Source organism: Pseudomonas sp. NPDC077186 (assembly GCF_044543505.1).
Classification (GTDB): Bacteria; Pseudomonadota; Gammaproteobacteria; order Pseudomonadales; family Pseudomonadaceae; genus Aquipseudomonas.
The window spans coordinates 694,167-709,149 of record NZ_JBITWE010000002.1 but is presented as its reverse complement, the minus strand read 5'-3'; the positions used below and the strand labels follow the sequence as shown (position 1 = coordinate 709,149).

Sequence of the window (14,983 nt, the reverse complement as noted above, 5' to 3'; positions counted from 1 at the left end):
GTGTGCTTATGTCGAACTACCGGCGGGCCTGGGTGCCGGGCGGGAGTTACTTCTTCACCGTCAATCTGCAGGATCGCCAAAGCGACCTGCTGGCTGGCGAGATCGATTTGTTGCGGCGTGCCGTGGCAACCACCAAGGCGCGCCATCCCTTCGCCATCGATGCTTGGGTGGTGCTGCCCGAGCATATGCATTGCCTGTGGACGCTACCGCCTGGCGACAGTGACTTCGCCAAACGCTGGATGGTGATCAAACAACTGTTCTGCCGCGGTCTGCCGGTGACGTGCGAGCCGGGCATACGGCGCGAACGCGGCATCTGGCAGCGCCGTTATTGGGAGCACCTGATCCGCGATCAGGACGATTGGCAGCGGCATTTCGATTACATCCACATCAACCCGGTCAAGCACGGTTGGGTTGGCCGGGTGCGCGATTGGCCCTATTCCAGTTTCCACCGAGCGGTGCGCGAGGGCCTGTATCCGCTGGCTTGGGCGGGGGATATCGAGGTGGAGGTTCCCGGAGGCGATTGATCCGTTCGGCGCACGATTGGTGGACAAGCCTTCGGCATGTCCACCCTACGATGGGGTGATGTAGGTGGACATGGCGCAACCCTGTCCACCCGTTAATCAGCGGCCCCGCTGCCCTTCGCTCAGCGTCCAGTGCACCAGCTCGCGGGACAGTTGATCCCCCGCCTGGCCGAAGGCGGCGACCACTGCCGGCACCGAGGCGTCGCTGGCCGGCCGGGTCGCGCTGAAGCGGCGGCTGGCGAGGATGCGTTGGTCGCGGGCATCGACCAGACGCACGTCGAGCTGGATCAGCGCCTCGGGCCGCTCGCCCTGGTACTGGCTGTGGAAGGCGCGCAGCTCGCTGACCAGCTCCAGGTCGGCCTGCAGGCGCTGGGCGTCGCTGCTCAGCGCGCGGATGCGGCCATCGTCGTGGAAGGCGTCGAGCAGGCGATCGCGCAGCAGCTGCGGGGTGCGCTCGCTCCAGCGCACGCCCTGGTAGGTGTTGACCCGGCCGGGCTCGGGCAGCACGACGATGCGCGTGCCGTCGAGCAACTGGTTGCTGCTGGGACTACCCACCCGCAGCGCCCAGTCGACGGCGCCCGGCTGCGCCGGCAGCGGACTGGCCGGCAACAGGTAGACGTCCAGCGGTTCGCTCTGCGGCAGGATCGAGCAGGCGCCGAGCAGGGCGGCGGCCAGCAGCAGGGGCAGAGGCTTCATGGTTGGAACTCCTTGATGCTGTCGTTGCGCAGCAGGTAGCCGGTGGGGTCCCGTTCCAGGCGCTGGGAGAAGCTGCGCAGGGCGCCGAGGGTGTCGCGCAGCTCGCCAATCGCCGGGCCCAGTTCGCCGAGGCCCTGCATGCCGCTGTCCAGGGCACTGCGGTTGCTTTCCAGCAACTGCTCGATGCTGCGGCTGCTGCGCTCCAGTGAGGCCATCAGGCGTTCGGCGTTTTCCAGGGCCTGGCTGCCCTGGTCGTCGAGCAGACGGTTGGCGGTGCGCATCAGCTCGGCCGCTTCGCGGGTGGCGGCACCGGCCTGCTGCAGGGCGGCGCCGAGTTCGTCGCGCTGGCCGGCGATACCGGCCGTGGCCTGCTCCAGGTTCTCCAGGGTGCGCGAGACGCGCTCGGCATTCTCGCGCGAGAGCATGCGGTTGGCGCGGTTGAGCAGGCGGGTGATGTTGATCACCAGGTCCTCGCCGTTGGCCATCAGCCGGGACAGCGGCGAGCGGTCGGCGACGATGATGCCCGGTTGGCCGTCCTCGCCTCGCAGCGGCGGGCTTTCCGGGCTGCCGCCGTGCAGCTGGATCACCGCCAGGCCGGTAATGCCGGTGATCGACAGGCGCGCGCGGGTGTCCTGCTTGATCGGCGTATGGCCGACGATGCGGATGCGTGCGCGCACGGTGCGCGGGTCGTCCGGGTCGAGGCCGAGGCTGATCACGTCGCCGACCTTGATCCCGCTGTACTGCACCGCGCTGCCCTGCGACAGGCCGCTGACCGCCTCGTTGAAGATTACCTCGTAGTCGGTAAAGGCGCGCTCGGCGCCGGCCTTGTTCAGCCACAGGGCGAACAGCAGCGCGGCGCCCAGCGTGAGCACGGTGAACAGGCCGATCAGCACGTGATGGGCTCTGGGTTCCATTTATCCACCCCCTGCCGCGGTGGCGGCCTGTGCAGCCGCGCGTCCACGCGGGCCGTGAAAATATTGCTGAATCCAGGCGTCGTCGGTAGCGGCCACCACCTCCAGGCGGTCGGCCACCAGTACCTTCTGCTGTGCCAGCACGGCGACCCGATCGCAGATGCTGTACAGCGTATCCAGGTCGTGGGTGACCAGAAACACGCTGAGGCCCAGGCTGTCGCAGAGGGTGCGGATCAGCTGGTCGAAGGCCGCCGCGCCGATGGGATCGAGGCCGGCGGTGGGCTCGTCGAGAAACAGGATGTCCGGGTCCAGCGCCAGGGCGCGGGCCAGGGCGGCGCGCTTGACCATGCCGCCGGACAGCGAACTGGGGTACTTGTCGGCGGCGTCCTGCGGCAGGCCGGCGAGGGCGATCTTGACCCGCGCCAGGCGCTCGGCGCTCGCGCGCGACAGGCCGGCGTGCTCGATCAGCGGCAGGGCGATGTTCTCGCTGACGGTCAGCGAGGAGAACAGCGCGCCGCGCTGGTAGAGCACGCCGAAGCGCCGTTCCAGCTGCGAGCGGCGCTCGGCCGGCAGGCTCAGCAGCTGTTCGCCGAACACCCGCACGGTGCCGGCATCGGGCTGGCGCAGGCCGACGATGCTGCGCAGCAGCACCGACTTGCCGGTGCCCGAGCCGCCGACCACGCCGAGGATCTCGCCGCGATAGAGGTCGAAATCCAGGTGCTGGTGCACCACCTGGCTGCCGAACCTGTTGCACAGGTCGCGCACCTCGATCACGGTCTCGCGGCTCACCAGCCCATCTCCATCAGAAACAGCGCGGCGAGGGCGTCGAGCAGGATCACCACGAAGATCGACTGCACCACCGCCGAGGTGGTGTGCTCGCCCACCGACTGCGCGCTGCCGCTGACCTTGAAGCCTTCCAGACAGCCGATCAGGGCGATCAGGAAGGCGAAGATCGGCGCCTTCAGCAGGCCGACCAGAAAGTGCCGCAGCAGGTCGCTGTCGTGCAGGATCGACAGGTACATGGTCGGCGAGATGTCCAGGCTCAGGGCGCAGACCAGGGCGCCGCCGAGCATGCCGCTGAGCATGGCGACGAAGGTCAGGATCGGCAGGGCGATGAGCATGGCGAACACCCGCGGCAGCACCAGCAGCTCCACCGGGCTCAGGCCCAGGGTGCGGATGGCGTCGATCTCCTCGTTGGCCTTCATCGAACCGATCTGTGCGGTGAAGGCGCTGGCGGTGCGCCCGGCCATGAGGATGGCGGTAAGCAGCACGCCGAACTCGCGGAGGAAGGAGTAGGCCACCAGGTTGACCGTGTAGATGCTGGCGCCGAACTCGGCGAGGATGGTGGCGCCGAGAAAGGCCACCACGGCGCCGACCAGGAAGGTCAGCAGGGCGACTATGGGCACCGCGTTGAGCCCGCACTGCTCCAGGTGCGCGGCCAGCGAGGTCAGGCGCCAGCGCGTCGGGCGCAGGGCGATGGCGAGCATGCTGGCCAGGGTCAGGCCCATAAAGCCGAGCAGCGCCCGGCCCTGGTGCCAGAGGCCCTCGACCACCTCGCCGATATGCCCGAGCACCTCGCGCAGCACCGAGGGCGCTGGCGGCGGTTGCGCCTGGCGGCTGCCGGCCATGGCATCGGCCACCGCCAGCAGCAGGGCGCGGCGCTGCGCGCCGAGTTCGGCCTGCTGCGCCAGTTGGCGCAGACGCGCGCTGCCGAGCAGCTCCAGCAGCAGCGCGGCGCCGGCGGTGTCCAGCGCCGCCAACTCGCCCAGGTCGACGGGCGTCTCGGCCGCCAGGCGCTCGCGCAGCGCCAGCACCTGGGGTTCGAGGTGGCTGTAGTGGGCCAGCGTCCAGTCGCCGCCGATGCGCAGGCCGGTGGCGGCGTCCGTGCGGCTGGTCTGGAGCGGGGTCAGGTAGGGCCGGGTCATGGCCCACAGCTTAGCCCTGCCCGGCCTGGCCCGGCCAGTGGCTAGCGGCGAGCGCGCTTACAGGCAGTTGCAGGTCGAGTTCAGACAACTGCGCCAGGCGCCGCGGCCCTAGCCTGGACGGGTTCTGTCACCCCGCTCGAGGAGCCCTTATGCAACCCATCACCGTATTGCGCGACACCCAGCCCGTTCCCGTGCTCGACGCCTGCAAGTGGCAGCGTCTGGACGGCGAGCCGCACACCGTCAACCTCAACGCCTACACCTCGGAAGACGGCAAGAAGATCATGGGCACCTGGATCTGCACCCCGGGCAAGTGGCGGGTGGCCTACGACAAGTGGGAGTACTGCCACTTCCAGGAGGGCTACTGCATCATCACCCCGGACGGCCAGGAGCCGATCCACCTGCGCGCCGGCGACATCTTCATCGTCGAGCCGGGCATGTGCGGCACCTGGGAGGTGGTCGAGACGGTGCGCAAGTATTTCGTCTTCGCCTGACTCGGCCGCACTAAAGGCGGGATGACGGCGCGATGGACTAAGGTAAAGCTCTGTCACTCTCCGTGCAGGGCGAGCCCCCATGTCCATCGAGCACCTGGATGTCCTGATCGTCGGCGCCGGCCTGTCCGGGGTCGGCGCCGCCTGTCACCTCAGGCGCCTGTGCCCGGGCAAGCGCGTCGCCGTCCTGGAAGGGCGCGAGGCGCTGGGCGGCACCTGGGACCTGTTTCGCTACCCGGGCATCCGTTCCGACTCGGACATGTACACCCTGGGCTACAACTTCAGGCCCTGGCGCGAGCCGCAGGCCATCGCCGACGGCCCGTCGATCCGCCGCTATATCGAGGACACCGCGCGCGAGCACGGCGTCGACCGGCTGATCCGCTACCGCCACCGCGTGCTCGAGGCCGACTGGTGCAGTGCCAGCGCCTCCTGGCAACTGCTGGTGCAGCGCGGCGACGAGGCCGAACCGCTGCGTATGAGCTGCCAGTTCCTGATGATGTGTACCGGCTACTACCGCTACGAGGCCGGCTACACCCCGGATTTCGCCGGGCGCGAGGATTTCCAGGGCACCTTCATCCACCCGCAGCTATGGCCGCAGGACTTCGATTACACCGGCAAGCGCGTGCTGGTGATCGGCAGCGGCGCCACCGCGGTGACCCTGGTGCCGGCGCTGGCCGAGCGCGCCGCGCAGGTCACCATGCTGCAACGTTCGCCCAGCTACGTGATCAACCTGCCGCAGCGCGATGCGCTGTCCAACGCCCTGCGCCGGGTGTTGCCGGAAGCCTGGGTGTACCGCCTGGCGCGTGGGCGCAACGTGAGCCTGCAGCTGCTGTTCTACAAGCTGGCCAAGGCCTGCCCCAGGTTGGTCCGCCGGCTGTTGCTCGGGCTGGTGCGGCGCCAGCTCGGCGCAGGGTTCGACATGCGCCATTTCAGCCCGTCGTACCAGCCCTGGGACCAGCGCGTCTGCGCCGTGCCGGACGGCGACCTGTTCCGCGTGCTGCGCCAGGGCAGGGCGGCGGTGGTCACCGCCGAGATCGAGCGCTTCACCGCTGGCGGCGTGCAGCTGAAGAACGGCGAGGAACTGCCCGCCGACGTCGTCGTCAGCGCCACCGGCCTCGAGCTGCAGCTGTTCGGCGGCATCGCGGTGCGCGTCGACGGCGCGCCCTTCGAGGCGCCGCGCAGCATGGGCTATCGCGGCATCATGCTGCGCGATCTGCCCAACCTGGCGGTGATCCTGGGCTACACCAACGCCAGCTGGACGCTCAAGGCGGATCTGTCGAGCGAATACTTCTGCCGCCTGATCCGTCACCTGGACGCCATCGGCATGCGCCAGGCGACCCCGCGCGATAGCACCGGCGATGTACGCCCGGCGCCCTTTCTCGATCTCAAGTCCGGCTATATCCAGCGCGCCGCTCACCTGCTGCCGGCCCAGGGCGACCGCGCACCGTGGAAGCTGTACCAGAACTATGCCCTCGACCTGGCGCTGTTGCGCTACGGCAAGCTGGAGGACGGCTACCTGCAGTTTTCCCAGCCGAGCGCCGCGCAGGGCGGGGCGCTGGCACCCTCCTGAACGGCGCCGTCTATGGCGATTTTCCTACAGCGACTGGCGCCGTTTCGCGGCTTAACGGCCTGGCACTGCGCCACTACACTTTTGTCGACTGTGTCACGGATGAGCCTAGTGGCGTCATAGCACTTTGCCTTGAGCCAAACCCGCCTAAGAAGGACCCGGCCATGAAGGAACAGCGTCACCTGCCCGCCCTGCGTGCCCATATCGAGCAACTGCTGAACAAGGGCTGGGTCATCGCCAGCCGCAGCCCGCTGACCCTGCAGAACGGTCACCGCTGTTACCTGGTATCCCACGGCATGCTGATCAGCGAGCCCGCCAGCCGGGCCGCCTGAGCCGCCCGCGCCTTTTTCCCGACCGCTGCGCCGTCTTCCCCCCTTGGCGCAGCGGTGCTTTTGGTTACCGGATATTGCATCCGCTGCCCGCCCGTTCGCCGCTGCGCCTCCCTGAACAGAGGCCTGTAGCCCTTTCGCCTCTCCCTGCACCTGCCCTCCCGCGCCCGGCAACGCCTTGGTCTGCGCGGCGTCTGTGCCTATAACGAACGGATTGCCTTCGTCCCGTCACAGAGGAGCCACGCCATGCCCAGTCGCCGCCGCTTTCTCCAGCACAGCGCCAGCCTCGCCGCGCTGACCGCCCTGACGCCCTGGCTGCCCGCCGGCGCATTCGCCGCCGGCGGCCTGCTGCAGCGCCAGATTCCCAGCAGCGGCGAGCTGCTGCCGGTGATCGGCCTGGGCACTTCGCGCACCCACGACGTGGCCCTGAGCGAAGACGCCTTGGCGCCGCTGCGCGAGGTGCTACGGACCCTGGTCAACGGCGGCGCCAGCCTGATCGACACCGCGCCCAGCTACGGCCGCGCCGAGGCGGTGTGCGGCGCGCTGGCGGCCGAGGACGGCATGCGGCGCAAGCTGTTTCTCGCCACCAAGGTGTCCTCCAGCGGGCGATCTGCCGGCGAGCGCCAGCTGGCGGCCAGCTTCGCCGTGCTCCAGACCGACACCCTCGACCTGGTGCAGGTGCACAACCTGCAGGACACCGCCACCCAGCTCGGCCTGCTGCGCGAGCTGAAGCAGCAGGGGCGGGTGCGCTATATCGGCGTCACCCACTATCTCGATTCGGCCCACGAGCGCCTGCTCGAGGTGCTGCGCCGCGAGCCGGTGGATTTCGTCCAGTTCAACTACTCCATCGGCGAGCGCAACGCCGAGCGCGAACTGCTGCCCTACTGCGCCGAGCGCGGCATCGCCACCCTGATCAACCGGCCGTTCCAGCGCGCCGCCCTGTTCGACCGGGTGCGCGGCCAGGCGCTGCCGGACTGGGCCGCGGTGGAGCTGGATGCCAGCTCCTGGGCGCAACTGATGCTCAAGTTCATCCTCGCCCATCCGGCGGTGACCGCGGTGATTCCGGCCACCTCCAACCCGCGCTATATGGCCGACAACATCATGGCCGGCCAGGGCCGCCTGCCCGACGCGGCGCAGCGCAAGCGCATCGCCGAGCTGTTCGCCTGAAATGACGGCGCTGCAGCGGCGCCTGGCGCGGGCGATCAATGCCGAGGCGCAGGAGCTGGCCGCGGTGCTGGCCGGCTTCGCCCTGTTCTTCTGCCTGTTCGCCGGCTACTTCATGTTGCGGCCGATTCGCGAGGCCATGGGCATCGCCGGCGGAGTGGAGAACCTGCAGTGGCTGTTCAGCGCCACCTTCGTCGCCATGCTGCTGGCGGTGCCGCTGCTGGCCTGGCTCAACTCCAGGGTGCCGCGCATCCACTTCATCGACTGGGTGTACGGCTTCTTCGGCCTCAACCTGCTGGCCTTCGTCCTGCTGTTTCGCCTCGATCACGACAGCGTCTGGCTGGCGCGGGTGTTCTACGTGTGGATCTCGGTCTACAACCTGTTCGTCATCTCGGTGGCCTGGAGCCTGATGGCCGACGTGTTCGACGGCGCTCAGGCGCGCCGGCTGTTCGCCTTTATCGCCGCCGGGGCCAGCGTCGGCGGGCTGTGCGGCCCCTTGCTGAGCGCGCTGCTGATCGGCGCGCTGGGCGAGGCCGGGCTGATGCTGCTGGCCGCCCTGCTGCTTGGCGCGGCCATGGCACTCAAGCGCTACCTGATGGCCTGGCGTGAGCACGCCGGCGCCGGCCGCCCCGGCGCGATGCCCAGCGAAAGCCCGCGGCGGCCGGTACCGGGCAACCCCTTCAGCGGTCTGACCCGGGTGCTGGGCTCGCGCTATCTGCTGGGCATCGCCGCCTTCGTCCTGCTGCTGACCTCGGTCAGCACCTTCCTCTACTTCGAGCAGGCGCGTCTGGTGGCCGAATTGTTCCCGCAGCGCGCCGCGCAGGTGCGGGTATTCGGCGTGATCGATTTCATCGTGCAGGCCGGCGCCCTGACCGCGCAGCTGTTCGTCACCGGGCGGGTGGCGCAGCGGCTCGGCGTGCGCGTGCTGCTGTCCGCCGTGCCGGCGCTGGTGTGCCTGGGCTTTCTCGGCCTGGCGCTGGCGCCGACCTTCGCCGTGCTGGCGGGGCTGATGATAGTGCGGCGCATCGGCGAGTACGCCTTCGTCCGGCCGGGGCGGGAGATGCTCTTCGCCCCGCTGGACGCCGAGAGCAAGTACAAGGCGAAGAACTTTATCGACACCGTCGTCTACCGTGGCGGCGATGCCCTCAGCGGCTGGGCCAAGGCCGGGCTGGACCTGCTCGGCCACGGCGCCTGGCTGGTGGCGCTGGTCGGCGCGCTGTGCGCCGCGCTATGGAGCGCGCTCGGCTGGTACCTGGGCAGCCGCGCCGATCGGTAGGTTGGTGCTGAGCGCAGCGAAGCCCAACGGGCGGTCGTGATGGTGTCGGAACCGTTGGGCTCGTCGCGGGCTCCTCAGCCCAAGCTACTCGGCCAGCGCGAGGATTTCCTCGATCAGCCACTGCAGCGCGGCGTCGCGCTGACGTTGCGCCAGGCTGACGATCTCTAGGTGGAAGGGGCCCAAGGCGAAGGGCAGCTCGAACAGCTCAAGCGGCAGCAAGGTGGCGAAGTGCCGGGCCAGGGCGGTGGGCAGCACTGCCGCCAGCTCGCTGCCAGCGACGATATGCGCCGCCTGCAGGTAGTTCGGTGTGGTGTAGAGAATCTGCCGCGACAGGCCCTGCTCGCCCAGCCACTGATCGACCATGCCGCGGGTCTGCCCGCCATGCACCCAGAGGTGGCGCAGGCGCAGGAAGCTCTCCAGATCCAGGCTGCCCTGGCGCAGCCGCGGATGCTCGCGGCGCACTGCCAGCTTGAGCGTCTCGCTCATCCAGTGACGGCGGGCGAAACGCGCCGGTATCTCGTCGAAACGGCCCAGCACCAGGTCCAGCTCGCCCTTGTCCAGCGCCTCCATCGGCAGGCTGGGGCTGAGGTGGCGAATGTCGATGCCGATGCCCGGTGCCTTGTGGCTGAGGCGGTCGAGCAGGCGCGGCATGCATATCAGCTCGACGTAATCGGTGACGGCGATGCGAAAGCGCTGGCGGCTTTCGCCCGGCTCGAAGGTCTCGCCGGCGCTCAGGCTCTGCTCCAGCTGACGCAGCGCGCTGCGGATCGGCGCCTCCAGCGCCAGCGCCCGCGGCGTCGGCTGCATGCGCCGGCCGACGCGCACCAGCAGCGGATCGCCGAGCAGTTCGCGCAGACGGCCCAGGGCATTGCTCACCGCCGGCTGGCTCAGCGCGAGGCGTTCGGCGGCGCGCGAGACGTTCTGCTCGCGCAGCAGGGCGTCGAGCACGCGCAGCAGGTTGAGATCGAAGTTAGTGAAATTCATCTACTGAATACGTCGTATCACAAGACTAAATTTCAAAAATAGTAGCGGCTTGCTTATGGTGACCCAAGCTTTTTCCTGCGTACCCGAGAGGAACAACAATGACTCAAGTCGTCTCGCCGCTTCGCTGTGCCGCCGTGATCGGCGCCGGCACCATGGGCCGCGGCATCGTCATCAGCCTGGCCAATGCCGGCCTGCGTGTGCTGTGGCTGGACAACAACCCGCAGATGGTCGAACAGGGGCTGCAGATGGCCGAGGATACCTGGGCGCACAACGTCGCCAAGGGCCGCATCGATGCGGCCGAGGCCGCAGCGCGGCGGGCACGCGTCGAGGCGGTGGACGGCTACGCGGCGCTGGCCGATGCCGACCTGGTGATCGAGGCGGTGTACGAGAATCTCGAGCTCAAGCAACGCATCTTCCGTGAGCTGGACGCGTTGCTGAAGCCGGGCGCCATCCTCGCCAGCAACACCTCGGCGCTGGATATCGATGCCATCGCCGCTGTCACTTCGCGGCCAGAATCGGTGCTGGGCCTGCACTTCTTCAGCCCGGCGCACATCATGAAATTGCTGGAGATCGTGCGTGGTGCCAGGACTGCGCCTGCCGTGCTGCAGGCCGCTCAGGAGTTGGGCGAGCGCATGGGCAAGGTGGCGGTGGTGGCCGGCAACTGCCACGGCTTTATCGGCAACCGCATGCTGCACACCTACGTGCGTGAGGCGCGCCTGCTGCTGCTCGAGGGCGCCTGGCCGCAGCAGGTGGATGCGGCGCTGCAGGGCTTCGGTTTCGCCATGGGGCCGTTTCGCATGTACGACGTGGTCGGTATCGACCTGGAATGGCGTGCCCGCGAGCTGGCCGGCCGGGGCCAGGACGACCCGGCCGTGCAGGTGGATAACCGTCTGTGCGAGTTGGGCCGCTTCGGCCAGAAGAGCGGCCAGGGCTATTACCGCTACGCGCCGGGCAGCCGCCAGGCCGAGCACGATCCGCAAGTGGACGCGCTGGTGCAGGCCGAGTCCGAGCGCCTGGGCTTCGCCCGCCGCGATATCGGCACCGAGGAAGTTCTCGAGCGCTGCCTGCTGGCGCTGGTCAACGAAGGGGCGAAGATTCTCGAGGAGAACATCGCCGCCAACAGCCGCGACATCGATCTGGTCTATCTCAACGGCTACGGCTTTCCCGCCGAGCGCGGCGGCCCGATGAGCTGGGCCGACGGCGAGGGTGTCGCGGCGATTCACCAGCGTCTTTTGCAACTGGCAGAGCGCTTCGGCGCGCACTGGCAGCCGGCGGCGCTGATCGAGCGGCTGGTCAGTCAGAACAAGCGATTCTCCGACGTACAGGAGGGTCGGGTATGAGCTATCAGGCGCCATTGCGCGATATGCGCTTCGTCCTGCACGAACTGTTCGACGCTGCCGGCCACTGCGAGCGTCTGGGTAACGGCCTGGATCGCGAGCTGATCGACGGCGTGCTGGAAGAGGCGGCGGCCTTCGCTGCGGGCGAGGTCGCGCCGCTCAATCGCAACAGCGATGAGGAGGGTTGCCACCTGGAAAATGGCCAGGTCAGCACGCCCAAGGGCTTTGCCGAGGCCTACCGGCAGTACGTGGACAACGGCTGGGCGAGCATGACCGGGCCGGTGGAACATGGCGGCCAGGGCTTTCCGCAGCTGGTGGCCTTCGCCTTTCACGAGATGCTGATGGGCGCCTCGCTGTCGTTCCGCGTCTACTCCGGGCTGACCGAGGGCGCCGTGCTGGCGCTGCACAAGCACGGCAGCGAAACGCTGAAGCAGCAGTACCTGGGCAAGCTGGTCAGTGGCCAGTGGACCGGCACCATGTGCCTGACCGAGCCGCAGGCCGGCACCGATCTGGCCCTGCTGCGCACCCGCGCCGAGCCGCAGGCCGACGGCAGCTACCGCGTTAGCGGCAGCAAGATCTTTATCAGTGGTGGCGAGCAGGATTTTTCCGAGAACATCGTCCATCTGGTGCTGGCGCGTCTGCCTGATGCACCGGCTGGCGTGAAGGGTATTTCGCTGCTGCTGGTGCCGAAATTTATCGCTGCCGCCGACGGCACACCGGGTGAGCGCAACACGCTGTCGTGTGGCGCTATCGAGCACAAGATGGGCATCAAGGGTGCCTCCACCTGCGTGATGAACTTCGACGGTGCCACCGGTTGGCTGGTGGGCGAGGCCAACCAGGGCCTGGCCTGCATGTTCACCATGATGAACGACGCGCGCTTTCAGGTCGGCCTGCAGGGCCTCGGCATTGGCGAGGCAGCCTTCCAGGGTGCGCTGCGCTACGCCCGTGAACGCCTGCAGTCGCGTGGTCTGGCGGGTGTGCAGGCGCCGGACAAGGCGGCCGATCCGATCATCGTTCACCCCGATGTGCGGCGCATGCTGCTGACGCAGAAGGCCTTGGTCGAGGGCAGCCGCATGCTCGCTGCCTACACCGCGCGCCAGCTTGACCTGGAGCACGGCGCCGAGTCGGCCGAGGCACGCAAGGCGGCCGGCAAGCGCGCGGCGCTGCTGATCCCTATCGTCAAGGCGTTCTTCACCGATATGGGTCAGGAAGTGGCCAGCCATGGCGTGCAGGTTTATGGCGGCCACGGCTTCATCCGCGAGTGGGGCATGGAACAACTGATGCGCGACAGCCGCATCACCCAGCTTTACGAAGGCACCAACGGTATTCAGGCGCTGGACTATATCCGCCGTAAATTGCTGGGCGACGGTGGTGCGGAGTTGTCCGCACTGCAGGCCGAGTTCAGCCAGCTGTGCGATGCCGAGGCGGATCGACGAGCCCTGGCTCAGATGGCCAGTGTGGTGCAGGCCCGCCTGGGCGAATGGCGCGAGCTAAGCACAGAAGTGATTGCCGCCTGTCAGCGCGACCCGCAGGAGATCGGCGCCACTTCGGTGGATTTTCTCCAGTACTCGGCTTATGTGCTGCTCGCCGGTTTCTGGCTGCAGGCCGCGGCGCGGGCGCAGGATGCGCTGGAGGCGGGCAGCGGCGAGGCGGCGTTCTACCAGGCCAAGCTGCACAGCGCCGAGTTCTACCTGCGCCGCGTGCTGCCGCGCGCCAGCGCGCACCGCGAAGCCCTGCTGGGCGGCGCGCAGTGCCTGATGGCCATGGATGAGGACAGTTTCGCCTTTTAGCGCAGATGTCTGTAGGAGCGGCTTGCCGGCGATGCCGGTTGTGATCGCCGGTAAGCCGGCTCCTACGGGCGTAGCGGCGTAGCCCGGATGCAATCCGGGGAAATTTGCATGACCGGTCCCGGATTGCATCCGGGCTACAACAAGAGGAGCACCCCATGCACCCTTTCAGCTTCGCCACCACCGCACAGATTCTTTGCGAATCCGGCGCCAGTCTGCGTCTGGCCGAACTCTGCCGCGAGCGCGGCGCCCGACGCGTGCTGATCGTCACTGACCCGGGCATCATCCGCCTGGGCTTGCTGGAACCCTTGCTGCCGGGCTTCGCCCGCGCTGGCATGAGCGTGCAGGTGTTCGACCAGGTGCTGGCCGACCCGCCCGAGACCGTGGTGCTGGCCGCCGTGACCCAGGCCCGCGAGCTGCAGGCGGAGCTGGTGGTCGGCTTCGGTGGCGGCAGCTCGATGGACGTGGCCAAGCTGGTGGCCTTGCTGGCGCATCCCGACTGCACCCAGGCGCTGAGCGAGATCTACGGCGTGGGCAATGCCCGCGGTCGGCGCCTGCCGTTGATCCAGGTGCCGACCACCGCCGGAACCGGCTCGGAGGTGACGCCGATCGCCATCGTCACCACCGGCGAGACCACCAAGATGGGCGTGGTTTCGCCGCTGCTGCTGCCGGATCTGGCTTTGCTCGATGCCGACCTGACCCTCGGCCTGCCGGCAGCGGTCACCGCGGCCACCGGTATCGACGCCATGGTGCATGCCATCGAGGCCTACACCAGCGCGCTGAAGAAGAACCCGCTGTCCGACCTGCTGGCGCGCGAAGCGCTGCGCCTGCTGGCGGCCAACCTCGACAAGGTGGTCCGCGACGGGTCTGATCGCGACGCGCGCCAGGCCATGCTGCTCGGCGCCTGCCTGGCTGGGCAGGCCTTCGCCAACGCGCCGGTGGCGGCGGTGCATGCCCTGGCCTACCCGTTGGGCGGGCATTTCCATATTCCCCACGGGCTGTCCAACGCCCTGGTGCTGCCGCAGGTGCTGGCCTTCAACGCGCCGGTGGCCGCGCCGCTATACGCCGAGCTGGCGCCGCTGGTGCTGGGCGAGCGTCTGCGTACGGGCAGTGCGATGGAGCAGACCGAGCAGCTGATCGAGGCGCTGGCCGCTTTCAGTCAGCGCAGCGGCCTGCCGACGCGGCTGCGCGATGCCGGGGTGAGCGAGGCCATGTTGCCGACGCTGGCGGCGGACGCCATGCTGCAGCAGCGCCTGCTGGTGAACAATCCGCGCGAGATGAACGAGCAGCAGGCCTTGGCCATTTACCAGGCCGCTTACTGATTTAGGTTGCGGCTAGCAGGCCGTTGAAAAACGTAGGCGAGGCAGCCAGTGCAAGGCAAAAACAGGCGAGGACGCGGAGTTTACGAGTTGTAAATGAGCAGTCCGAGCCTGTTTTTAACGCAGCAATGGCAACGCAGGTAGTTTTTCAACAGCCTGCTAGAGCCCCCTCCCACAAGAGCGCCACAGTCTGTGGGAGGGGCTTTAGCCGCGCTGCACACTCAAGGACCATTGATGAGCCAACCCCTACACCTGCGCGGCGATTACCGCCATTTCCAGCCGATCACCACGCGCTGGCACGACAACGACCTCTACGGCCACGTCAACAACGTCACCTATTACAGCTACTTCGACAGCGCGGTGAATGCCTACCTGATCGCCGAGGGCGGCCTGGATATCCATGCCGGCGAGGTGGTCGGCTTCGTGGTCAGTTCCAGCTGCGACTACTTCGCCTCCATCGCCTTTCCCGACACCATCGAGGTCGGCCTGCGCGTCGGCAAGCTCGGCAACAGTTCGGTGCAGTACGAGCTGGCGGTGTTCAAGGTCGGCGAGGAGCAGGCCTGCGCCGCCGGGCGCTTCGTTCACGTGTTCGTCGAGCGTGCCAGCAACCGGCCGGTGCCGATTCCGCCCGGGCTGCGGGCGGCGCTGCAGCGCTTGTCGATGCAATAGCGAGGGAGGT

General features: G+C 68.2%; 15 protein-coding genes. 10 read left to right on the top strand and 5 right to left on the bottom strand.

The genetic code is table 11. The features are described 5' to 3' along the window. Positions 1-8 precede the first annotated feature (8 nt). The gene (locus ACIGKL_RS11780) at positions 9-524 is read left to right on the top strand and encodes an REP-associated tyrosine transposase (protein ID WP_397486811.1); all 516 of its coding nucleotides are present in this window, start codon (positions 9-11) and stop codon (positions 522-524) included. A gap of 96 nt (positions 525-620) precedes the next feature. Here ACIGKL_RS11780 and ACIGKL_RS11775 read toward each other — a convergent pair whose 3' ends face one another. The 4 genes from ACIGKL_RS11775 to ACIGKL_RS11760 are packed head-to-tail and all read right to left on the bottom strand — an operon-like array spanning position 621 to position 4,053. Then, complete coding sequence (locus ACIGKL_RS11775; RefSeq protein ID WP_397486810.1) at positions 621-1,217, bottom strand: ABC-type transport auxiliary lipoprotein family protein; 597 nt, start codon at positions 1,215-1,217, stop codon at positions 621-623. Further along, positions 1,214-2,131 (bottom strand): MlaD family protein, encoded by a 918-nt coding sequence (locus ACIGKL_RS11770; protein ID WP_397486809.1) that lies wholly within the window; start codon positions 2,129-2,131, stop codon positions 1,214-1,216. The genes ACIGKL_RS11775 and ACIGKL_RS11770 overlap by 4 nt, the downstream gene beginning before the upstream one ends. Next, a complete protein-coding gene (locus ACIGKL_RS11765) occupies positions 2,132-2,917 on the bottom strand; it encodes an ABC transporter ATP-binding protein (RefSeq protein WP_397486808.1) in 786 nt (261 codons plus the stop codon). It lies immediately after the preceding gene. Beyond that, on the bottom strand, positions 2,914-4,053 hold the full coding sequence (locus ACIGKL_RS11760) for an MlaE family ABC transporter permease (RefSeq protein WP_397486807.1): 1,140 nt from the start codon (positions 4,051-4,053) through the stop codon (positions 2,914-2,916). The genes ACIGKL_RS11765 and ACIGKL_RS11760 overlap by 4 nt, the downstream gene beginning before the upstream one ends. Positions 4,054-4,202: 149 nt before the next feature. On the opposite strand from ACIGKL_RS11760, the gene ACIGKL_RS11755 reads away from it, so the two are divergent. The 5 genes from ACIGKL_RS11755 to ACIGKL_RS11735 all read left to right on the top strand — a co-directional run bounded on the left by ACIGKL_RS11755 (position 4,203) and on the right by ACIGKL_RS11735 (position 8,877). Continuing rightward, positions 4,203-4,544, top strand: coding sequence for a cupin domain-containing protein (locus ACIGKL_RS11755; RefSeq protein WP_021444215.1), 342 nt, complete (start codon positions 4,203-4,205; stop codon positions 4,542-4,544). Positions 4,545-4,623: 79 nt separating this feature from the next. Continuing rightward, positions 4,624-6,111 carry a flavin-containing monooxygenase gene (locus ACIGKL_RS11750; protein ID WP_397486806.1) on the top strand — a complete coding sequence of 496 codons (1,488 nt, stop codon included), beginning with the start codon at positions 4,624-4,626 and terminating at the stop codon, positions 6,109-6,111. A 161-nt stretch (positions 6,112-6,272) separates the two neighbouring features. Next, positions 6,273-6,440 carry a hypothetical protein gene (locus ACIGKL_RS11745; RefSeq protein ID WP_397486805.1) on the top strand — a complete coding sequence of 56 codons (168 nt, stop codon included), beginning with the start codon at positions 6,273-6,275 and terminating at the stop codon, positions 6,438-6,440. 243 nt (positions 6,441-6,683) lie between these two features. Continuing rightward, positions 6,684-7,604, top strand: a complete 921-nt coding sequence (locus tag ACIGKL_RS11740; RefSeq protein WP_397486804.1) for an aldo/keto reductase — start codon at positions 6,684-6,686, stop codon at positions 7,602-7,604. Between the two features lies 1 nt (position 7,605). Beyond that, complete coding sequence (locus ACIGKL_RS11735) at positions 7,606-8,877, top strand: NTP/NDP exchange transporter (protein WP_397486803.1); 1,272 nt, start codon at positions 7,606-7,608, stop codon at positions 8,875-8,877. A gap of 84 nt (positions 8,878-8,961) precedes the next feature. On the opposite strand, the gene ACIGKL_RS11730 is transcribed toward ACIGKL_RS11735, so the two are convergent. Further along, positions 8,962-9,861, bottom strand: a complete 900-nt coding sequence (locus ACIGKL_RS11730) for a LysR family transcriptional regulator (RefSeq protein ID WP_397486802.1) — start codon at positions 9,859-9,861, stop codon at positions 8,962-8,964. Between the two features lie 98 nt (positions 9,862-9,959). On the opposite strand from ACIGKL_RS11730, the gene ACIGKL_RS11725 reads away from it, so the two are divergent. The 4 genes from ACIGKL_RS11725 (at position 9,960) to ACIGKL_RS11710 (ending at position 14,973) form a co-directional block, all read left to right on the top strand. After that, positions 9,960-11,201 (top strand): 3-hydroxyacyl-CoA dehydrogenase NAD-binding domain-containing protein, encoded by a 1,242-nt coding sequence (locus ACIGKL_RS11725; RefSeq protein WP_397486800.1) that lies wholly within the window; start codon positions 9,960-9,962, stop codon positions 11,199-11,201. Further along, positions 11,198-12,988 carry an acyl-CoA dehydrogenase C-terminal domain-containing protein gene (locus tag ACIGKL_RS11720; protein WP_397486799.1) on the top strand — a complete coding sequence of 597 codons (1,791 nt, stop codon included), beginning with the start codon at positions 11,198-11,200 and terminating at the stop codon, positions 12,986-12,988. Before ACIGKL_RS11725 ends, ACIGKL_RS11720 begins: the two co-directional genes overlap by 4 nt. A gap of 155 nt (positions 12,989-13,143) precedes the next feature. After that, positions 13,144-14,307, top strand: a complete 1,164-nt coding sequence (locus tag ACIGKL_RS11715) for an iron-containing alcohol dehydrogenase (protein ID WP_397486798.1) — start codon at positions 13,144-13,146, stop codon at positions 14,305-14,307. Between the two features lie 231 nt (positions 14,308-14,538). Further along, complete coding sequence (locus ACIGKL_RS11710; RefSeq protein ID WP_397486797.1) at positions 14,539-14,973, top strand: acyl-CoA thioesterase; 435 nt, start codon at positions 14,539-14,541, stop codon at positions 14,971-14,973. Positions 14,974-14,983: the final 10 nt, after the last annotated feature.

Coding starts and splice junctions, on each gene's coding strand:
- ACIGKL_RS11745 (WP_397486805.1), top strand. CDS start 6,273: ATGAAGGAACAGCGTCACCTGCCCGCCCTGCGTGCCCATATCGAGCAA.
- ACIGKL_RS11735 (WP_397486803.1), top strand. CDS start 7,606: ATGACGGCGCTGCAGCGGCGCCTGGCGCGGGCGATCAATGCCGAGGCG.
- ACIGKL_RS11725 (WP_397486800.1), top strand. CDS start 9,960: ATGACTCAAGTCGTCTCGCCGCTTCGCTGTGCCGCCGTGATCGGCGCC.
- ACIGKL_RS11780 (WP_397486811.1), top strand. CDS start 9: ATGTCGAACTACCGGCGGGCCTGGGTGCCGGGCGGGAGTTACTTCTTC.
- ACIGKL_RS11760 (WP_397486807.1), bottom strand. CDS start 4,053: ATGACCCGGCCCTACCTGACCCCGCTCCAGACCAGCCGCACGGACGCC.
- ACIGKL_RS11720 (WP_397486799.1), top strand. CDS start 11,198: ATGAGCTATCAGGCGCCATTGCGCGATATGCGCTTCGTCCTGCACGAA.
- ACIGKL_RS11740 (WP_397486804.1), top strand. CDS start 6,684: ATGCCCAGTCGCCGCCGCTTTCTCCAGCACAGCGCCAGCCTCGCCGCG.
- ACIGKL_RS11715 (WP_397486798.1), top strand. CDS start 13,144: ATGCACCCTTTCAGCTTCGCCACCACCGCACAGATTCTTTGCGAATCC.
- ACIGKL_RS11710 (WP_397486797.1), top strand. CDS start 14,539: ATGAGCCAACCCCTACACCTGCGCGGCGATTACCGCCATTTCCAGCCG.
- ACIGKL_RS11755 (WP_021444215.1), top strand. CDS start 4,203: ATGCAACCCATCACCGTATTGCGCGACACCCAGCCCGTTCCCGTGCTC.
- ACIGKL_RS11730 (WP_397486802.1), bottom strand. CDS start 9,861: ATGAATTTCACTAACTTCGATCTCAACCTGCTGCGCGTGCTCGACGCC.
- ACIGKL_RS11770 (WP_397486809.1), bottom strand. CDS start 2,131: ATGGAACCCAGAGCCCATCACGTGCTGATCGGCCTGTTCACCGTGCTC.
- ACIGKL_RS11775 (WP_397486810.1), bottom strand. CDS start 1,217: ATGAAGCCTCTGCCCCTGCTGCTGGCCGCCGCCCTGCTCGGCGCCTGC.
- ACIGKL_RS11750 (WP_397486806.1), top strand. CDS start 4,624: ATGTCCATCGAGCACCTGGATGTCCTGATCGTCGGCGCCGGCCTGTCC.